14 protein-coding genes are annotated in these 16,858 nt (G+C 71.2%); 6 read left to right on the top strand and 8 right to left on the bottom strand.

Features of this window, described 5'->3' with window-relative positions:
- Positions 1–22 precede the first annotated feature (22 nt).
- Positions 23–1,477: an argininosuccinate synthase gene (gene argG / locus ACYF6T_RS26915; protein WP_461699610.1), complete on the top strand. Its 1,455-nt coding sequence runs from the start codon at positions 23–25 to the stop codon at positions 1,475–1,477.
- A 20-nt stretch (positions 1,478–1,497) separates the two neighbouring features.
- On the opposite strand, the gene ACYF6T_RS26920 is transcribed toward argG, so the two are convergent.
- Together ACYF6T_RS26920 and ACYF6T_RS26925 are read right to left on the bottom strand one after the other, a co-directional pair.
- On the bottom strand, positions 1,498–3,123 hold the full coding sequence (locus tag ACYF6T_RS26920) for a thiamine pyrophosphate-binding protein (protein ID WP_461699555.1): 1,626 nt from the start codon (positions 3,121–3,123) through the stop codon (positions 1,498–1,500).
- A complete protein-coding gene (locus ACYF6T_RS26925) occupies positions 3,120–3,905 on the bottom strand; it encodes a cyclase family protein (RefSeq protein ID WP_461699556.1) in 786 nt (261 codons plus the stop codon). The genes ACYF6T_RS26920 and ACYF6T_RS26925 overlap by 4 nt, the downstream gene beginning before the upstream one ends.
- A 136-nt stretch (positions 3,906–4,041) precedes the next feature.
- On the opposite strand from ACYF6T_RS26925, the gene ACYF6T_RS26930 reads away from it, so the two are divergent.
- Complete coding sequence (locus tag ACYF6T_RS26930) at positions 4,042–4,854, top strand: PhzF family phenazine biosynthesis protein (protein WP_461699557.1); 813 nt, start codon at positions 4,042–4,044, stop codon at positions 4,852–4,854.
- On the opposite strand, the gene ACYF6T_RS26935 is transcribed toward ACYF6T_RS26930, so the two are convergent.
- Entirely contained in the window at positions 4,844–5,644 is an 801-nt protein-coding gene (locus tag ACYF6T_RS26935) for a CPBP family intramembrane glutamic endopeptidase (protein ID WP_461699558.1), read from the bottom strand. The genes ACYF6T_RS26930 and ACYF6T_RS26935 overlap by 11 nt on opposite strands.
- A gap of 188 nt (positions 5,645–5,832) precedes the next feature.
- Here ACYF6T_RS26935 and ACYF6T_RS26940 point away from each other — a divergent pair, with 188 nt between their 5' ends.
- On the top strand, positions 5,833–7,605 hold the full coding sequence (locus ACYF6T_RS26940) for a substrate-binding and VWA domain-containing protein (protein WP_461699559.1): 1,773 nt from the start codon (positions 5,833–5,835) through the stop codon (positions 7,603–7,605).
- A 21-nt stretch (positions 7,606–7,626) separates the two neighbouring features.
- On the opposite strand, the gene ACYF6T_RS26945 is transcribed toward ACYF6T_RS26940, so the two are convergent.
- Positions 7,627–9,144 carry a glutamate--cysteine ligase gene (locus ACYF6T_RS26945; RefSeq protein ID WP_461699560.1) on the bottom strand — a complete coding sequence of 506 codons (1,518 nt, stop codon included), beginning with the start codon at positions 9,142–9,144 and terminating at the stop codon, positions 7,627–7,629.
- Between the two features lie 550 nt (positions 9,145–9,694).
- Here ACYF6T_RS26945 and ACYF6T_RS26950 point away from each other — a divergent pair.
- From ACYF6T_RS26950 to ACYF6T_RS26960, 3 genes are all read left to right on the top strand, one after another.
- On the top strand, positions 9,695–10,279 hold the full coding sequence (locus tag ACYF6T_RS26950) for a hypothetical protein (RefSeq protein WP_461699561.1): 585 nt from the start codon (positions 9,695–9,697) through the stop codon (positions 10,277–10,279).
- Between the two features lie 410 nt (positions 10,280–10,689).
- Complete coding sequence (locus tag ACYF6T_RS26955; RefSeq protein WP_461699562.1) at positions 10,690–10,896, top strand: DUF5999 family protein; 207 nt, start codon at positions 10,690–10,692, stop codon at positions 10,894–10,896.
- Positions 10,897–11,111: 215 nt separating this feature from the next.
- Entirely contained in the window at positions 11,112–12,161 is a 1,050-nt protein-coding gene (locus tag ACYF6T_RS26960; protein WP_461699564.1) for a LacI family DNA-binding transcriptional regulator, read from the top strand.
- A 381-nt stretch (positions 12,162–12,542) separates the two neighbouring features.
- On the opposite strand, the gene ACYF6T_RS26965 is transcribed toward ACYF6T_RS26960, so the two are convergent.
- The 4 genes from ACYF6T_RS26965 to ACYF6T_RS26980 are packed head-to-tail and all read right to left on the bottom strand — an operon-like array spanning position 12,543 to position 16,765.
- Positions 12,543–13,595, bottom strand: a complete 1,053-nt coding sequence (locus ACYF6T_RS26965) for an endo-1,4-beta-xylanase (RefSeq protein WP_461699566.1) — start codon at positions 13,593–13,595, stop codon at positions 12,543–12,545.
- A gap of 51 nt (positions 13,596–13,646) precedes the next feature.
- A complete protein-coding gene (locus ACYF6T_RS26970; protein ID WP_461699567.1) occupies positions 13,647–14,468 on the bottom strand; it encodes a carbohydrate ABC transporter permease in 822 nt (273 codons plus the stop codon).
- Positions 14,465–15,463, bottom strand: a complete 999-nt coding sequence (locus tag ACYF6T_RS26975) for a carbohydrate ABC transporter permease (protein ID WP_461699568.1) — start codon at positions 15,461–15,463, stop codon at positions 14,465–14,467. The genes ACYF6T_RS26970 and ACYF6T_RS26975 overlap by 4 nt, the downstream gene beginning before the upstream one ends.
- 9 nt (positions 15,464–15,472) lie before the next feature.
- Positions 15,473–16,765, bottom strand: coding sequence for an extracellular solute-binding protein (locus ACYF6T_RS26980; protein ID WP_461699569.1), 1,293 nt, complete (start codon positions 16,763–16,765; stop codon positions 15,473–15,475).
- Between the last annotated feature and the right edge of the window lie 93 nt (positions 16,766–16,858).

Raw genomic sequence — 16,858 nt, forward strand, 5'->3', positions numbered from 1 at the left:
CGAGAGCATGCATACTCTTCCTATGTCCAAGGTCCTCACCTCCCTCCCGGCCGGCGAGCGCGTCGGCATCGCCTTCTCCGGCGGTCTCGACACGTCCGTCGCCGTCGCGTGGATGCGCGACAAGGGCGCCGTGCCGTGCACCTACACCGCCGACATCGGCCAGTACGACGAGCCCGACATCGCCTCGGTGCCCGGCCGTGCCAAGACCTACGGCGCCGAGATCGCGCGCCTGGTCGACTGCCGTGCGGCGCTGGTGGAGGAGGGCCTGGCCGCGCTGACCTGCGGGGCGTTCCACATCCGCTCCGGCGGGCGCGCCTACTTCAACACCACCCCGCTCGGCCGCGCCGTCACCGGCACGCTCCTGGTGCGGGCGATGCTGGAGGACGACGTCCAGATCTGGGGTGACGGCTCGACGTTCAAGGGCAACGACATCGAGCGGTTCTACCGCTACGGCCTGCTCGCCAACCCGCACCTGCGCATCTACAAGCCGTGGCTGGACTCTGACTTCGTCACCGAGCTCGGCGGCCGCAAGGAGATGTCGGAGTGGCTGGTGGCCCACGGGCTGCCCTACCGGGACAGCGCGGAGAAGGCGTACTCCACTGACGCCAACATCTGGGGCGCCACCCACGAGGCCAAGACCCTGGAGCACCTGGACACCGGCATCGAGACCGTGGAGCCCATCATGGGCGTGCGGTTCTGGGACCCCGAGGTCGAGATCGCCACCGAGGACGTGACGATCGGCTTCGACCAGGGCCGCCCGGTCACCATCAACGGCAAGGAGTTCGCCTCCGCCGTGGACCTGGTGATGGAGGCCAACGCCATCGGCGGCCGGCACGGCCTGGGCATGTCCGACCAGATCGAGAACCGCATCATCGAGGCCAAGAGCCGCGGCATCTACGAGGCGCCCGGCATGGCCCTGCTGCACGCGGCCTACGAGCGTCTGGTCAACGCCATCCACAACGAGGACACCCTCGCCCAGTACCACAACGAGGGCCGCCGCCTGGGCCGGCTGATGTACGAGGGCCGCTGGCTGGACCCGCAGGCGCTGATGATCCGCGAGTCGCTGCAGCGCTGGGTCGGCGCCGCCGTCACGGGTGAGGTGACCCTGCGGCTGCGGCGCGGCGAGGACTACTCGATCCTCGACACCACGGGCCCGGCGTTCAGCTACCACCCGGACAAGCTGTCGATGGAGCGCACCGAGGACTCGGCGTTCGGCCCCGTCGACCGCATCGGCCAGCTGACCATGCGCAACCTCGACATCGCCGACTCCCGCGCCAAGCTGGAGCAGTACGCCGGTCTCGGTCTGATCGGCACCGGCAGCCCCACCATCGGCGCCTCCCAGGCCGCCGCGACCGGGCTGATCGGCACCATGCCGGAGCTGCCGGAGGGCGGCGCCGAGGCCATCGCCTCCCGCGGCGAGGTCTCCGAGGACGAGGCGCTGCTGGACCGCGCGGCGATGGAGTCCGGCACGGACTGAGCCACCCGTTTCCGGGGGCGTCAGTGCCCCCGGAACGCCTCCTCCAGCCACCAGGCCCCGCGCCGCGCCGCCACCTTGGCGTCGACGAGCAGCGGGGCCGAGCGCGGTCCGGCGACCCAGTCCCCGACCGCCTTGAGGTCGGCAGGCGTGCGCACGGTCACCGCCTCGAAGCCGTAACCGCGGGCGACGGCCGCGATGTCCGTCTCCGGGAAGGTCACCGTCCGCAGCGGGAACCCGTCGGGCCCGAAGTGGTGCACCTCGGCGCCGTAGGCGTCGTCGTTGTAGACGACGACCACCATCGGCAGCCCCAGCCTGCGTACGGTGTCCAGCTCGACGGCGCTCATCAGCGCCCCGCCGTCGCCGAGGGCCGCCACGGGCAGCCGGTCCGGACGCGCCAGCGCCGCTCCGATGGCCGTGGCGAGTCCCAGGCCGATCGACTGGAACGCCTGCGTGAAGCAGAAGCCCTGCTCGTCCGGGACGGACAGATACGCGCTCGGGTAGCCCATGAAGTTGCCCGAGTCCACGGCGAGCACCCGCTCGGCCGGCAGCAGGTCGTCCAGCGCGATGCTCAGCGTCCGCGGATCGATCCGGTCCCGGCCGCCCTCGTCCTCGTACGGCACGTCCCGCATCCGCACCCCGGTCGGCGCCTTGGCCCGGTAGCCCTCGCGGGGCGGACCGCTCAGCTCCAGGGCCCGCCGCGCGGTGCGCGTGACGTCGCCGGTGACCCCGAGGTCGATCGGGCGGTGCACGCCGAGCGCCTGCGGATCGTCGTCGACCTGCACGAGCGTGGCGCCGGGGCCGATCAGCCCGCCGTGCCGCATGGTCCACATGTTCAGGGCGCAGCCCCAGCCCACGATCAGGTCGGCGCCCTGGATCAGTGCGGCGGCCGAGGGGGACGCGAAGCCGCCGGAGATGCCGAGCGACCAGGGGCTGCCGTGGAAGAGGCCGTGAGCGACGGCCGAGGTCGCCAGCAGGGCGCCGTAGCGGTCGGCGAGGGCGGTGAGGGCGTCGCGGGCGGCGGGGGTGCGCGCGCCCCGGCCGGCCACGAAGACCGGGCGCGCGCAGGCTTCGAGGGCGCCCACGAGCCGCGTCAGGTCGGCCTCGGACGGTTCCAGCGGGGTGTGTCCGGCAGGCGGCGGGATGGTGAGCGGCGTCCCGTCGGGGACGTCCAGCGCCTGCACCTCCAGCGGCAGGTTCAGCAGGACGGTGCACCGGTCCCGGACGGCCCGGTGCAGCGCGGCGCGGGCCTGGTCGACGGCGTCGTGCGCGGTCGTCACCCGGGCGGTGACGGCACCGACGGCGTGCGCCGCCAGGGCCTGGTCGACCCGGAAGTTGGAGTGCGGGGCCGTCGCCTCGGCGGCCAGGACGAGCAGCGGCGTCCGGCTCTTGGCGGCCTCCGTGATGCCGGTCAGGGCGTTGGTCAGGCCCGGCCCCTGGTGCACGCTGAGCGCGGCCGGCCGGCCGCTGACGCGGGTGTAGGCGTCGGCCATGGTCGCCGCGCCGCCCTCGTGCCGGGCGGCGACGAACCGGGCGCCGCCGGCCACCAGGGCGTTGGTCAGGTGGAAGTTGCCCGAGCCCACCACCCCGAAGACGTGGTCGACCCCGGCGCCGGCGAGCGCCCGGCCGACGGCTTCCGCGACCTTCACGACCGCTCCACCAGGGCGAGGACCCGGGCGGGGGCGCCCGAGCCGGCGACGATGGGCAGCGGTCCGGCGACGACCACGGCGCCGGTGGGCGGCAGCGCGGCGAGGTTGCGCAGCTGGGTCAGCCCGTACTTGTCGGCGCCCAGCAGGTAGGAGTGGCAGGGGAACGCCGGGTCGAAGGAGTGCGCCCGGCCCGCGTCCGTGCCGACCGTCTCGGTGCCGAGGCCGATCACGGGTGACTCCTCCGCGACCCAGCGGGCGCACTCCGGCGACAGGCCGGGCGTGTGCGGGCCGTGCTCGTCGGCGTTGAGGAAGGCCTCCTGCGCGTCGCCGCGGGCGTCCCAGCCGGTGCGCAGCAGCAGCCAGCCCCCGTCGGGCAGCGGACCGTGCTCGGCCTCCCAGGCCCTGATGTCGTCCACCTCGACGAGGAAGTCCGGGTCCTCGGCGGCCTGCGCGGAGAAGTCCAGCACGGCCGCCGGCGCGAGGAGCCGGCTCGCGGGCACGGACGCCACGTCGGCGAGGTCCTTTCCGGTGACCCAGTGCACCGGGGCGTCGAAGTGGGTGCCGGTGTGTTCGCCGCTGCGGAAGTTGTTCCAGTACCAGGCGGGGCCCCGGTCGTCGTACCGGCTGATCTCCTCCAGCTCGAAAACCTGGGTCTGCCCGAACTCGGGCGGCAGCTGGATGACGGGGGTGGACGACGACAGGGGCGAGGTGAGGTCGACGATCTCGATCGTGCCACCGCGCACCCCGGACAGCAGGGCGGCGAGCACGGACGGCTGGGACATGACGGCCTCCTGGGACGGGGCGGGACTGTCAACGCCTGTCCGTACAGGGTGTCAGCCGGCGGCCGGTTGCGAAATCAGTCCAGCGAACGCCGATTGGCCTTGGCCGGGGATGCCAGAGCGCCCCTAGCGTCGAGTCATGCGTATCCGAATCGTCGACGCCTTCACCGACCGTCCCTTCGCCGGCAACCCCGCGGGCGTCCTGCTGCTCGACTCCTTCCCGGACGACGACCGGCTCCAGAAGGTGGCCCTGGAGGTGAACCACGCCGAGACGGCGTTCGCGCACCGGCTGCCCGGGGGCGGGGAGGCCGACTGGGCGCTGCGCTGGTTCACCCCCGCCTGCGAGGTCGACCTGTGCGGCCACGCCACGCTCGCCACCGCCCACGTGCTGCGCACCACCGGCGCCCACGAGGGGCCGGTCCGGTTCGCCACCCGCAGCGGCGTGCTCGTCGCGACACCGCGGGCGGACGGGTCGATCACGCTGGACTTCCCGACGGCCCCGCTCACCCGCATCGAGGTGCCGGAGGGGGTCGCCGGGGCGCTGGGCGCCGAGCCCCTCGTCGCCTTCGACACCGGCCCGCACGTCGGGGACCTGGTCGTGCAGCTCGCCGACGAGAAGACCGTCCGCGCCCTGACCCCGGACCACCGGGCCCTGGGCGCCTACTCCGAGCGCGGGCTGATCGCCACCGCCCGGGCCGAGGACCCCTCCCGCGGCTACGACTTCGTCTCGCGCTGCTTCTTCCCCAACGTCGGCATCGACGAGGACCCCGTCACCGGCAGCGCGCACACGGCGCTGGCCCCCTTCTGGTCCGAGCGCCTCGGCAGCGCCGTGCTGACCGGTCTGCAGGCCTCCGCGCGCTCCGGTCTCGTGCGCACCGAACTGCGCGGCGAGCGCACCCTGCTGACCGGCAGCGCCGTCACCGTCATCGACGGGGAACTGCTCACGCTGTAGGCAGCCAGCCCACCTTGCCCGCCAGCAGCGCGTAGCCCACGAACGCGCCGATGTCGAGCAGGGAATGCGCCACCACCAGGGGGCCCACCCGGCCCCACCGGCGGTAGAGGTGGACGAAGACCACGCCCATCACCATGTTGCCGACGAAGCCGCCGACGCCCTGGTAGAGGTGGTAGCTGCCGCGCAGTACGGAACTGGCCACCAGCGCCGTCCCCGCGCTCCAGCCCAGCTGGTCCAGCCGGCGCAGCAGATAGCCGACGACGATCACCTCTTCGAGGATCGCGTTCTGCATCGCCGACAGGACCAGCACCGGGTACTTCCACCACACGTCGGGCAGCGCCTCCGGCACCACCGTGAGGTTGAAGCCGAGGCCACGGGCGGCCAGGTAGAAGGCGATCCCGGTGCTGCCGATGACGGCCGCGATCCCCGCCCCGCGGCCCAGGTCCGGCCAGGGCCGGGTGCGGTCGAAGCCGATCGTGCGCAGACTGCGCCCCTCGCGCAGCAGGAAGTGCGCGACGAGCGCGACGGGCACCAGGGCGGTCGCGATCCCGAAGAGCTGCCAGGCGAGATCCAGCCAGGGCCGCCCCGGGGCGGCCGAGGCGTTGAGCGTCGCCGCCTGGTCCTTCAGACCTCCCGGTTTCGTGACCGATCCGACAAAGCTGATCAGGGCGGACACTCCGCTCGCACCGAGCGAAAGCCCCAGAACGAGCAGTGTCTCGTCACGGAGGATCCGTCGTGAGGGCCGTTCCTCGGGAAAAGAATCGGCCACCGGACCCGCCTCTGCCTGCACACCTGCCTCCAGTTGAGTAATCCCGCCTCATGCCCATCCTCGCCCCGCTAGGGTCTCGAAAGAAGTTACGAAGATCGTGCGTGACAGGCCGTTGGGGGGACGGACGCCGTACGGGGCGTACCTCCCCCTTCGCTGTGCCTACGGCTGTCCTGCCGCACGGGTTCACACAGGGGAGGGGCACCACCGTCATGGGACGTCACAGCTTGCCCAATCAGTATGGGGCGGGCGTCAGCGACCCCCGTCCACGCGCCCGCCGCCGCTCGGTGGCCATCGCCACGGTCCTGGTCCTGACCGTGGCCGGCGGCACGGCCGGGGCCGTGAAGAGCGGGTTGTTGTCCTTCGGCTCGTCCTGTCAGGACAACCCGGTGAAGCTGAAGCTCGCCGCCTCCCCCGACATCGCGCCCGCGCTGGGTGCCCTCGCCCGCCGGGCCAGGGAGGCCGGCATCACCTCCGACGGCAGCTGCCTCGCCGTCACGGTGACCGCGCAGGACTCGTACAAGGTCGCGGACGCGCTCGGCGCGGGGCGCGCGAGCGACGTGCAGGTGTGGGTGCCCGACTCGGACGTGTGGGTGGACCCGCTCACCCAGGCCACCAGCGAGACCGAGGTGGCCCCGGCGGGCACGGTCGCCTCCACGCCGGTCGGGGTGGCGATGGTGCCGGCGGCCGCGAAGTCGCTGGGGTGGCCGCAGAAGACGTACAGCTGGACGGAGCTGGCCGGCGCCACGCTGCGGGACGACTCCCTCAGGCTCGGCGCGGCCGACCCGGCGCGCAGCGCGACCGGGCTGCTCGCGCTGACCCAGCTGACCGCGGCGGCGAGCCAGGTCAAGGGCGGGGACACGCAGGCCGCGGCGATGATGAAGACGCTGTCGCAGCGCATCTCCGACTCCGACGGCCAGGTGCTGGAGACGCTGCCCCGCGACTCCTCCGGCACCGAACAGGGCAACCCCAAGCGCAACCAGGCACTCGTCCTGTCCGAGCAGGCGGCGTACGCGTACAACACCTCGGAGGCGGACGGGGACACGAGCCTGGACATGTTCTACCCCAAGGACGGCTCGCCCCGGCTCGACTACCCGTACGCGATGATCGGCGAGCTCACCACCGACCAGAGCCGGGCGGCGCTGCGGTTCCTGAACTACCTCGGGCAGCCCGCCCAGCGCACGCTGCTGCAGAAGTACGGCTTCCGGACCGACGACTACGACGCGCCGAAGTCCGTGGTCGCCAAGGCCGGCGGCGCCGGTCCGCAGCCGTACGCCGAGCCCGCGCCGAAGCCGGCCGAGGACAGCGCGCTGCAGGAGGCCCTGGGCATCTGGACGATCACCGTGCAGAGCGCCCGCATCACGACGGTCGTCGACGCCTCCTCCTCCATGTCGGACCCGGTGCCGGGCACCGGGCAGACCCGGATGGACGTCACCAAGGCCTCGCTGCTGCAGGCGCTGGCCACCTTCACGCCCGAGGACGAGATCGGGCTGTGGGAGTTCTCCACCAAGCTGGACGGCGACAAGGACTACCGCGTCCTGGTGCCGACCGAGCGCCTCGGCGACCAGAAGGACGGCGGCACCCAGCGCGACCGGCTGTCGGCGGCGTTCAGCGCCCTGAAGCCGGTGCCGAACGGGGCGACCGGCCTGTACGACACGACGCTCGCCGCGTACAAGGCGGCCACCTCCTCCTACACCAAGGGCAAGTTCAACGCGCTGGTGATCCTCACCGACGGCCAGAACCAGGATCCGGGCAGCATCTCCCGCACCACCCTGATCAGCCAGCTGCGCAAGCTCACCGACCCCGAACGCCCGGTGCCGCTGATCATGATCGCCGTGGGCCCCGACGCCGACCGGGAGGAGGCCCGGGAGATCGCGCAGGCGACCGGCGGCTCGGGCCAGTCGGTGAACGACCCCGCCCAGATCCACGCGGTGATCCTGAAGGCGATCGTGGCGGCGAGCACCCGGGGTGACAGCTCGGGGTGAGGTGAGCAGGGGCGGCGGGTCTCAGCCGAGCGGGACCGGTTCCGGCAGGCCCACCGGCCAGGTGTGGACCGGGTCGCCCATGTGCATCAGCTCGCAGTAGCGGCGCGTGGTGGCGGCCAGCGCCGACTCGCGGCTGAGCCCGTGCTCCCTGGCCCGGTGGAAGGTCGTCGCCTGCCAGGAGGCGCCGTTGACCCGGCGCCGGCAGCGCTCCTCGATCACGCCGAGGTACAGGTCCCGGTCGGCGGGCTCGATGCCCCACGCGTCCAGCCCGGCCGCGGCCAGCGGCAGCAGTTCGTCGCGTACGAGGGTCACCGCGTCGACCGTCGACGTGCCGCCGTACCGCCCGCGGCGGGGCCATTCCAGGCGGGCGTCGATGCCGTGCTCGCAGGCCGCGTCGAAGTTGGCGGCGGCCGCCTCGAACGGCAGCCGGGTCCACACCGGCCGCGGCTCCTCGGCGAGGGCGCGCACGAGGCCGTAGTAGAAGGCGGCGTTCGCGATGACGTCCGTGATGGTGGGGCCGGCCGGCAGGACGCGGTTCTCCACGCGCAGGTGGGGGACGCCGTCGGCGATGCCGTACACGGGGCGGTTCCAGCGGTAGATGGTGCCGTTGTGCAGGACGAGTTCGGCGAGCTTGGGCGCGTCGCCCGCGGCCAGGGCCTCCAGCGGGTCCTCGTCGTCGCAGATGGGCAGCAGGGCCGGGAAGTAGCGCAGGTTCTCCTCGAAGAGGTCGTAGGCGGAGGAGATCCATCGTTCGCCGAACCAGGTGCGCGGGCGCACGCCCTGGGCCTGGAGCTCGGGCGGGCGGGTGTCGGTGGACTGCTGGAAGAGCGGGGGCCGGGACTCGCGCCACAGTTCGCGGCCGAACAGGAAGGGCGAGTTGGCGCCGACGGCGACCTGGGCGGCGGCGACGGCCTGCGCGGCGTTCCACACGTCGGCGAAGCGGGCCGGGGTGACCTGGAGGTGCAGTTGCACGGAGGTGCAGGCGGCTTCCGGGGCTATCGACTTCGACGTGCACATGAGGTGTTCGACGCCCTTGATGTCGAGCGCGAAGTCCTCGCCGCGGGCGGCCACGATCTGGTCGTTGAGGAGGGTGTAGCGGTCGACGGCGGAGAGGTTGGAGGAGACCAGGTCGTCCCGGTCGAGCGTCGGCAGAATGCCGATCATCACGATTCCCGCGTCGACCTCACCCGCTTTTCGGTCGGCATATGCCAGAGACGTACGGAGTTCCTCGGCGAGCCGGTCGAATACGCGGCCGTCCAATCGGTGTGGGGCTATGTTGACTTCCAGGTTGAACATGGCAAGTTCTGTTTGGAAGTCTCGGCTGGCGATCCGTTCCAGCACTTGCGCGTTGAGCATTTTCGGCATGCCGTCGGCCCCGACGAGATTCAATTCGATCTCAAGCCCCATGAGGTTCCTGGGCCGGTCGAACCGCCTCTGGTCCAGCAGCCGCTCCAGTCCCGTCAGGCACCGGCGCAGCTTGTCGCGGTAGGCCTGCCGATCGGACAGATCGAACTGACCTGCCACGACCTTCTCCCCCATGGAAGCATCCCTCCTCGAATGGGCGGACCGAAGATCGTCCGCCGGTGTCCGGGGTCACGTGGGATGATGCCCCGCGAAGCCGATCGGTAACGTCCCCACGCGGGCCCGACTGCGGCTACTCTGGTGGACGTGACCGGCGGCACATTCACCGGGCATGGCGCACAGCGCAGTTTCCGGCGTCTGACGAACTCGTGAAAAACGCCGACGAGAATTGGCCGTCCGCCGACCCGGTATTCACCGAGGTCACCGCAGCGAGGTCACGCGGAATCGGGATGATTCCCGCGTATCGCCGACCGAATGCGCCCTTGCCGAGTGCACCGGATACGGCTAGACGAAACACCGTCTGAACACATGTCGTATAAACTCCGCGAACAAGGCAGAGGGTTGGCACCCCCGGTCATGGAACCTGCCGTCGAGGTGACGTGCGGCAGGCCTCACCCACACCCCTCGTTCCCCGACCCGGCCCCCGCCCCTCTCGCCTCGTGAGCAGACAGCGCCGTCCGCCCCCGCCCTCGCGCCACCGTGCCTGTCGAATGAGAGGCGACCCACCATGCCGCTGCACCTCCCCCCGGCTCCCGCGCCCGCCCTTCGCACCGTCCTCACCGCACTCGGTTCACCCACCGCGGTCCACGAAGCCCGAACCCCCTCCCTGCTGCGCGCTCAGGGTCCCGCCACTCCCGAGCTTCCGCTGCCCGTGCACGTCCTGGACGAGATCACCCCTGCCGGAGCCACTGTCACCCGGCTGACCGGATGGCGGTTCCTGATCCGCTGCGGCGACCGCGCGGTGGCCGCGGCCGAGACCATGCTGACCCCCGACGGCTGGGCCTTCTCGCACTTCTTCGAAGGCCCCTACATCCCCTCCACCGAACGGGCGCTGCGCCAGGCCGAGACGATGAAGCAGCCCTACCAGCCGCGCCTGCTGTCGGTGCCGAGCCTGTACATGCTCACCCTGTGGTTGCACGGCGACTGCACCGCGGACGCCACCACCGGCCACCCCGCCGCCACGGACCTGCTCGTCCCGCTGGCGCCGGCCCCGCCCGGCATCGCCGCCCACCGTCCGCACCGCGTCGCCGACCTGCTCCCGGTCCTCACCCATCGGGTCACTCCCGCGTCGCTGCTCAGTCCGACGGCCTGACAGCACCCGGCGCGCAGGCCCTCGTACCCCGCACCCGGAATTGCCGGGTGCGGGGTACGACGCGTTTTTCCGGCGGCGTCGAAACGGCGATCGACACCTATGCGCTCGTCCGAGCGATTAGTTGCTCGGAAGAGCCGGAAAACGTCTCCGACCGGTCCGGACTAGCCCCATGCGACCACGTCGAACCACCCGAAGTGACAGTGCAGTTGGACTGAACCGTCCGGCCGGGTGACGCGTCCTCAACCTGTGAGAAGCGGTGCGGCGAAATCCCTGCGGATTGACGCCCGTAGGGCAACACTGGGTGCAGACCGACTTATCTTCAACGGGGGGCGGCCATGAACGAAGCTTCAAGCCGCGAGACAGACACGACAGCCATCACACACATCACGACAGAGCGAAAGATCCCATCAATGTGCCAGCACCAGCCACCGTGCCCCTCAGCAGACTCCGCCGACCGGGAATCCGCCCGACTCGTGGCGCACCACCCGGAGCAGGGCTGGAGCCTGCTGTGCAACGGAGTTCTGCTCTTCGAGGACACCGGTGAGCTCCTGCCGAACGGCCAGATCATCGACCCGCACCGCCCACTGGGCGCCAGCCAGGTGATGACGGCCGCCTGAGCACCGCCGGGCGGCGCACCACAGCCGCCCGGAGCACTTGCGGGGCCGGTCGCGGACACACGCCGCGAGCCGGCCCCGACGCGTGTCGGGCGGCGATCACGGTCCGTAGTCCCGTGTGCCCACCGGGGTCACGGCGGTGATCACCCTTCCCACCAACGCCTGTCTTCCGGAAGACTCCTGGAAGTTTCGCGGGGGCGTCGACGGAGGTGGGGGACGTGGCAGCACGGGAGGCCGGCGCCGAGGAGCCGGCCGGGGCCCGGGGCAGGGTGACGATCACGGAGATCGCCCGGCAGGCCGGGGTGTCGGTGCCGACCGTCTCCCGGGTGGTCAACGGCCGTTCCGACGTCTCGCCCAGGACCCGGGCACTCGTCGAGGACCTGCTCCTCAGGCACGGCTACCGCAGACGGCCCGCCGCTCCGGGCGCCCGGGCCGCCACCCTGCTCGACCTGGTCTTCAACGACCTCGACAGCCCCTGGGCGGTGGAGATCATCCGCGGAGTGGAGGAGGTCGCGCACGCGGCCGGCGTCGGCACGGTGGTGTCGGCGATCCACGGGCGCTCGGGGGACGCCCGCGAGTGGATGCGCAACCTCCGGGCCCGCGCCTCCGACGGCGTCGTCCTCGTCACCTCGGCCCTGGAGCCGGTGCTGCACGAGGAGTTGCGCGCCCTGGGCGTGCCGCTCGTGGTCGTCGACCCGGCGGGCTCCCCCGCCCTCGACGTGCCCACCATCGGCGCCGCCAACTGGGCCGGCGGCATGGCGGCCACGGAGCACCTGCTCTCGCTGGGCCACCGCCGGATCGGTCTGATCGCGGGCCCGCCCCGGCTGCTGTGCTCCCGGGCCCGGTTCGACGGCTACCGCGCGGCACTGGAGGGCGCCGGCATCGCGGTCGACGAGAGCCTGGTCGTTCCCGGCGACTTCCACCCCGAGTCCGGCTTCACCGGCTGCAACGCCCTGCTGGACCTGCCCGAGCCGCCGACCGCCGTCTTCGCGGCCAGCGACCAGATGGCCCTCGGCGCGATCGAGGCGCTGCGCCGGCGGGGTCTGCGGGTCCCGGAGGACCTGAGCCTGGTCGGCTTCGACGACCTCCCGGAGGTCCGCTGGTCGGCCCCGCCGCTGACCACGGTCCGCCAACCCCTCGCCGAAATGGGCAAGTTGGCCGTCCGCACGGTCCTGAGCCTGGCCCGCGACGAACGCCCCGACGCCGCACGGGTGGAGCTGGGCACGGAACTGGTGATCCGCTCCAGCACGGCATCCCGCACGACGTGAACCCCGACGCCGCGCAGGCCCGGCGCCCGGCACGGCGAGCCCCCGCCCGGGAGCCGTGTCGGATCGCCCCCGGGACGGCATCACCGGGCGCCGCCCAGGACGGCATCAGCAGGCGCCGCCCAGGACGGTACGACCAGGCGCCAACCGGGCGGTACGACCCGCCGCCCGAGACAGTACGACCAGGCGCCGCCCGAGACAGTACGACCAAGCGCGGCCCGGGACGATACGACCAAGCGCCACCCGAGACAGTACGACCAAGCGCGGCCCGGGACGGTACGACGAGGCGCCTCGCCGCCACCCTGTCGCGGCGAGGCGCCTCTCCCCCGGCTCCGTCGCGCTTCGTCGCGCTGCGTCGCGGCCCAGGTACCGCTCCTGGTTCCGCTACTTCCCGCCCAGCGCCTGCCTGATCGCGAAGTAGGCCGGCTTCGGCTGGAGTTGCTCGTCCCAGGGCAGCGCCGCGCCCTCGCCCTCGAAGAACGCCGGGATCCAGGAGTACTTGTCGGTGTAGTCCCAGATCGTGATGCCGACGCAGCGCCGCACGGCGAGGCACGCCGACGTCAGGTCCCGGTACCAGTCCGCCTGCTCGGCCAGCTTCTCGTCGGTCGCCGGCAGGATCATCCGCACGTCGACCTCGGTGAGCGCGGTGTCGAGGCCGAGCTTGGCGAAGCGGCGCAGGTTGTCCTCCAGGGTGGCCGGATAGCCGTACTGGAGGGCCAGATGGGCCTGCAGGCCGATGCCGTCGAGCGGGACGTGCCGCGCCTTGAGCTCCTGCGCCAGCCGGTAGTAGGCGTCGGACTTCGGGCCCACGGCCTCGATGTTGTAGTCGTTGAGGTACAGCTTGGCGTGCGGGTCGGCCTGATGGGCCCAGCGCAGCGCGTCGGCGATGTAGCCGGGACCGAGCGTCTTGTACCAGATGGTCTCCCGGTAGGTGCCGTCCTCGTTGAACGCCTCGTTGACGACGTCCCAGGAGTACACCTTGCCCCGGTAGTGCCGCACCTCGGTCTGGATGTGCTTCTTCAGGACCGCCCTGAGCTCGTCCGGCGTCCAGTCGCGGCTGGTCAGCCAGTCCGGCAGCTGGCTGTGCCAGACCAGGGTGTGGGCGCGTACCCGCTGGTGGTTCTTCCGGGCGAGGTCGACGATCTCGTCACCGTTGGTCCAGTCGAAGACGCCCTGTTGCGGCTCGGTGGCGTACCACTTCATGCCGTTGCCGGGCGTGATCATGTCGAACTCGCTGCCGAGCAGGGAGGTGTAGGCGCTGTCGGTCAGTTCGGGGTTGTCCGTCGCGCTGCCGAAGTAGCGGCCGTGGCGCTGGGCCAGCTCCGCGAGCGTCGGCTGCCTGGGACTCGCCTGGGCCGACGGTCCGGCGGCGAGGCCGGCCGCCACCAGGACGGCGGCGAGCGCTCCGGTGAGTCTCAGTCGGGTGGTCGTGCGCATGGTGCGACTCCTCACGGTGTGTGGTGTGGGGCCGTACGTCCGCCGGCGGTGTCATCCCTTGGTGGAGCCGGCGGTCAGGCCGCCGACGAGCTGGCGCTCGGCGACCGAGTAGAGGGCGAGGGCGGGAACCATCGCCAGGACGAGGTAGGCGAACACACGGGCGTACTCCGCCGAGTACTGGCCCTGGAACTGCACGACGCCGAGGGGCAGCGTCCACCATTTGGAGTCGGTGAACACCAGCAGCGGCAGCATGAAGTTGTTCCAGCTGGCGACGACGGCGAGCACCGAGACCGTGCCCAGGGCCGGCCGCGCCATCGGCAGCAGGATCCGCCAGAAGAACCCGAAGGCGCTGCACCCGTCGAGCGTGGCCGCCTCCTCCAGTTCGCCCGGGATCTGCCGGAAGAAGCCGCGCAGGATGATGATCGTCATCGGCAGCCCGAAGGCCGCCTGCGGGAGGATCACGCCGAGCGGGTTGTCCAGCAGGTCCATGGACCGCAGGATCAGGAACAGCGGCAGGACGGCGACCGCGAAGGGGAACATCAGCCCCATGGTGAAGAAGGTGAACAGCACCTCCCGCCCACGGAACGCGAACCGCGCGAAGGAGAAGGCGGCGAGCGCGGAGACGGCGACCACGAGCACGGTCGTCGCCACCGCCACCAGGGTGCTGTTGCCGAGCAGCCGCCAGAAGTCGCCCGAGCCGAGGATGTCGGTGTAGTTCCCGGTCAGCCAGTGCTCGGGCAGCCCGAAGGGGTTGCGGGAGAGCTCGTCGGTCGACTTGAAGCCGGACAGCACGGCGTACAGCAGCGGTACGACCACCACCGCGCCGACCGCGACGAGGACGACGTGCAGCGGCAGTTTGCGCAGGGTCTTCACCTGCCGTCTCCCCTCATGTTCGTGGTGGCTCCCTCGAGGTCGCGGCGGAGCACGAACCGCTGGTAGGCGAGGGCGAAGACGAGACAGATGCCGAACATGACCACGCTGATCGCGCTGGCGTAGCCGACCTGGTAGCGCTTGAAGCCGTACTGGAACATGGTCACGGCCATCGTCTCGGAGTGGTGGTCGGGTCCGCCCTGGGTGATCACCCAGACCAGGTCGAAGAGCTGGATGGACCCGATCACGGACAGGAAGACGCTGATGCGGATCGTGGGCGCGAGCAGCGGCAGGGTGACGTTGCGGAAGCGCTGCCAGGGGCCCGCGCCGTCGATCAGCGCGGCCTCCGTCAACTCCGCCGGGATGGACTGGAGTCCGGCCAGGTAGAGCATCATGTGGAAGCCGAAGTACTTCCAGATCATGACGAGGAAGAGGGTCGCCATGACGTAGGAGGGGTCGGCGAACCACTCGCCGCCGAGCCCGTCCAGGCCGACGGCCCCCAGGAAGTGGTCGGCGAGCCCGTCGTCCGGGGCGAAGACCATGCTGAACAGCACGCCGGTGATCGCCTCGGACAGGACGTAGGGGGCGAAGAAGAGCATGCGGTAGACGGCCCGGCCGCGCAGCTTCTGGTTCAGCGCCACCGCCATGGCCAGTGCGAACGGCAGTTGCAGGACGAGCGAGAGGCCGACCAGGAGCGCGCACCGCCACAGGTCGCCGAGGAAGACGTCGTCCTGGAAGAGGCGGGTGAAGTTGTCGCCGCCGACGTAGTCGGAGGGCATGCCGAAGCCGCCCCAGCGGAAGAAGGCGGCGTACAGCGCGAACAGCATCGGCAGCAGGACCAGGCCGATGAACAACACCAGCGCGGGCGCCTGGAAGCCGACCGCGGTGAGCCAGTTCACCAGGCGCCGGCGCGCCCGTCCCCGTCCCCGCCCGGCGGCGGGGGAGGCGAGGGCGACGTCGGGGCCCGTCCGCTTGTCCGGAAGGAAAGTGGAGGTCATCGCCGGCTACTACGCTTCCTTCGCGGTCTTGGTGATGGACTGCGTGACCTGCTCGGGGGACTTGGAGCCGGCGATGAGGGCGGCGACGCTGTCGTTGACCTCCTGCCCGACGGCGGGGGCGTACGCCTGGTCGAGGTAGAGCTGGAAGCCGGTGGCGGCCTTCAACTGGGCTTGCACGGCCTTGGTGTTGGGGTCGGAGAGTCCCTTCTCGGCGCCCGAGACGATGGGCAGGGTGTTGGTCTTCTTGACCAGTTCCAGGTCGGTCGCCTCGGAGGCGAAGAACTTCAGGAAGTCGTACGCCGCCTGGGGCGCGCCCTTGCGCAGGGCGTGTCCGCCGCCGCCGCCGAACACCTCGGTGATGGCGCCCTTTCCGCCCTCGACGGCCGGGAAGGGGAAGAAGCCGAGGTCGGAGCCGAGGCCCTTGCCGGAGTCGGCCTCGACGACCGGCGCCCACTGGCCCATGAGCTCCATGGCGGCCTTGCCGTTGCCCATGGTGGCGGCCTGCCCGGTCGGGGTGGAGTACGCGGCGCCGAGGAACCCCTTCTGGAACGGCTGGAGTTTGACCAGGTCCTGGAGGTGCTGTCCGGCCTGGACCAGCCCGGGGGTGGTGAAGTCCTTGTCGTCGTTGGCCTTCTTCAGGGCGTCGATGCCGGCGGTGCGCATGGCGAGGTAGGCCCAGTAGTACATGCCGGGCCACTTCTCCTTGCCCGCGAGGGCGATGGGGGTGATGTTCTTCGACTTCAGCTTGGAGACGGCTTCGAGGAAGCCGCCCCACGTGGTGGGCGGTTCGCTGATGCCGGCCTGCTTGAACAGCGCCTTGTTGTACCAGAACCCGATCATGCCGATGTCGAACGGGATGCCGTAGAGCTTGTCGTCGATGATGTACGGCTGCTTCGCGACGGAGAGCAGGCCGTCGGACCAGGGCTTGGTCTTGTCGGAGAGGTCCTCGACGAGCCCGGCGTCGACCTGCTGCTGGAGCACGCCGCCGCCCCAGGTGTGGAAGATGTCCGGGAGTTTCCCGGAGGCGGTCAGCGCCGTCATCTTCGACTTGTAGGCGTCGTTCTCCAACTGCACGATCTTCAGCTTGACCTTGGGGTTCTGCGCCTCGAACTTCTTGGCCAGTCCGGCCCACACGGTCTTGGTGGGCTCGGTGGTGGAGATGTTCCACCATTCGATCGTGGTCGTCCCGTCCGACGACCCTCCGTCCGAGTCTCCGCCGCATCCGCTCAGTGCCGTCATGCCCAGACCGGCCGCGGCGGAGGCCGCCAGGAACCCGCGGCGGGACAGTGCCCGGTCGCCCATTGTGCGCTCCTTGGGGTAGGGACGGCGCGTCCACGACCGTCCGCTGGGACCGAAAGTTTCGGAGATGATCCAGAAAGCTTCGTTGTTGCCGCA

It is taken from the genome of Streptomyces sp. 7R007, from assembly GCF_054850255.1.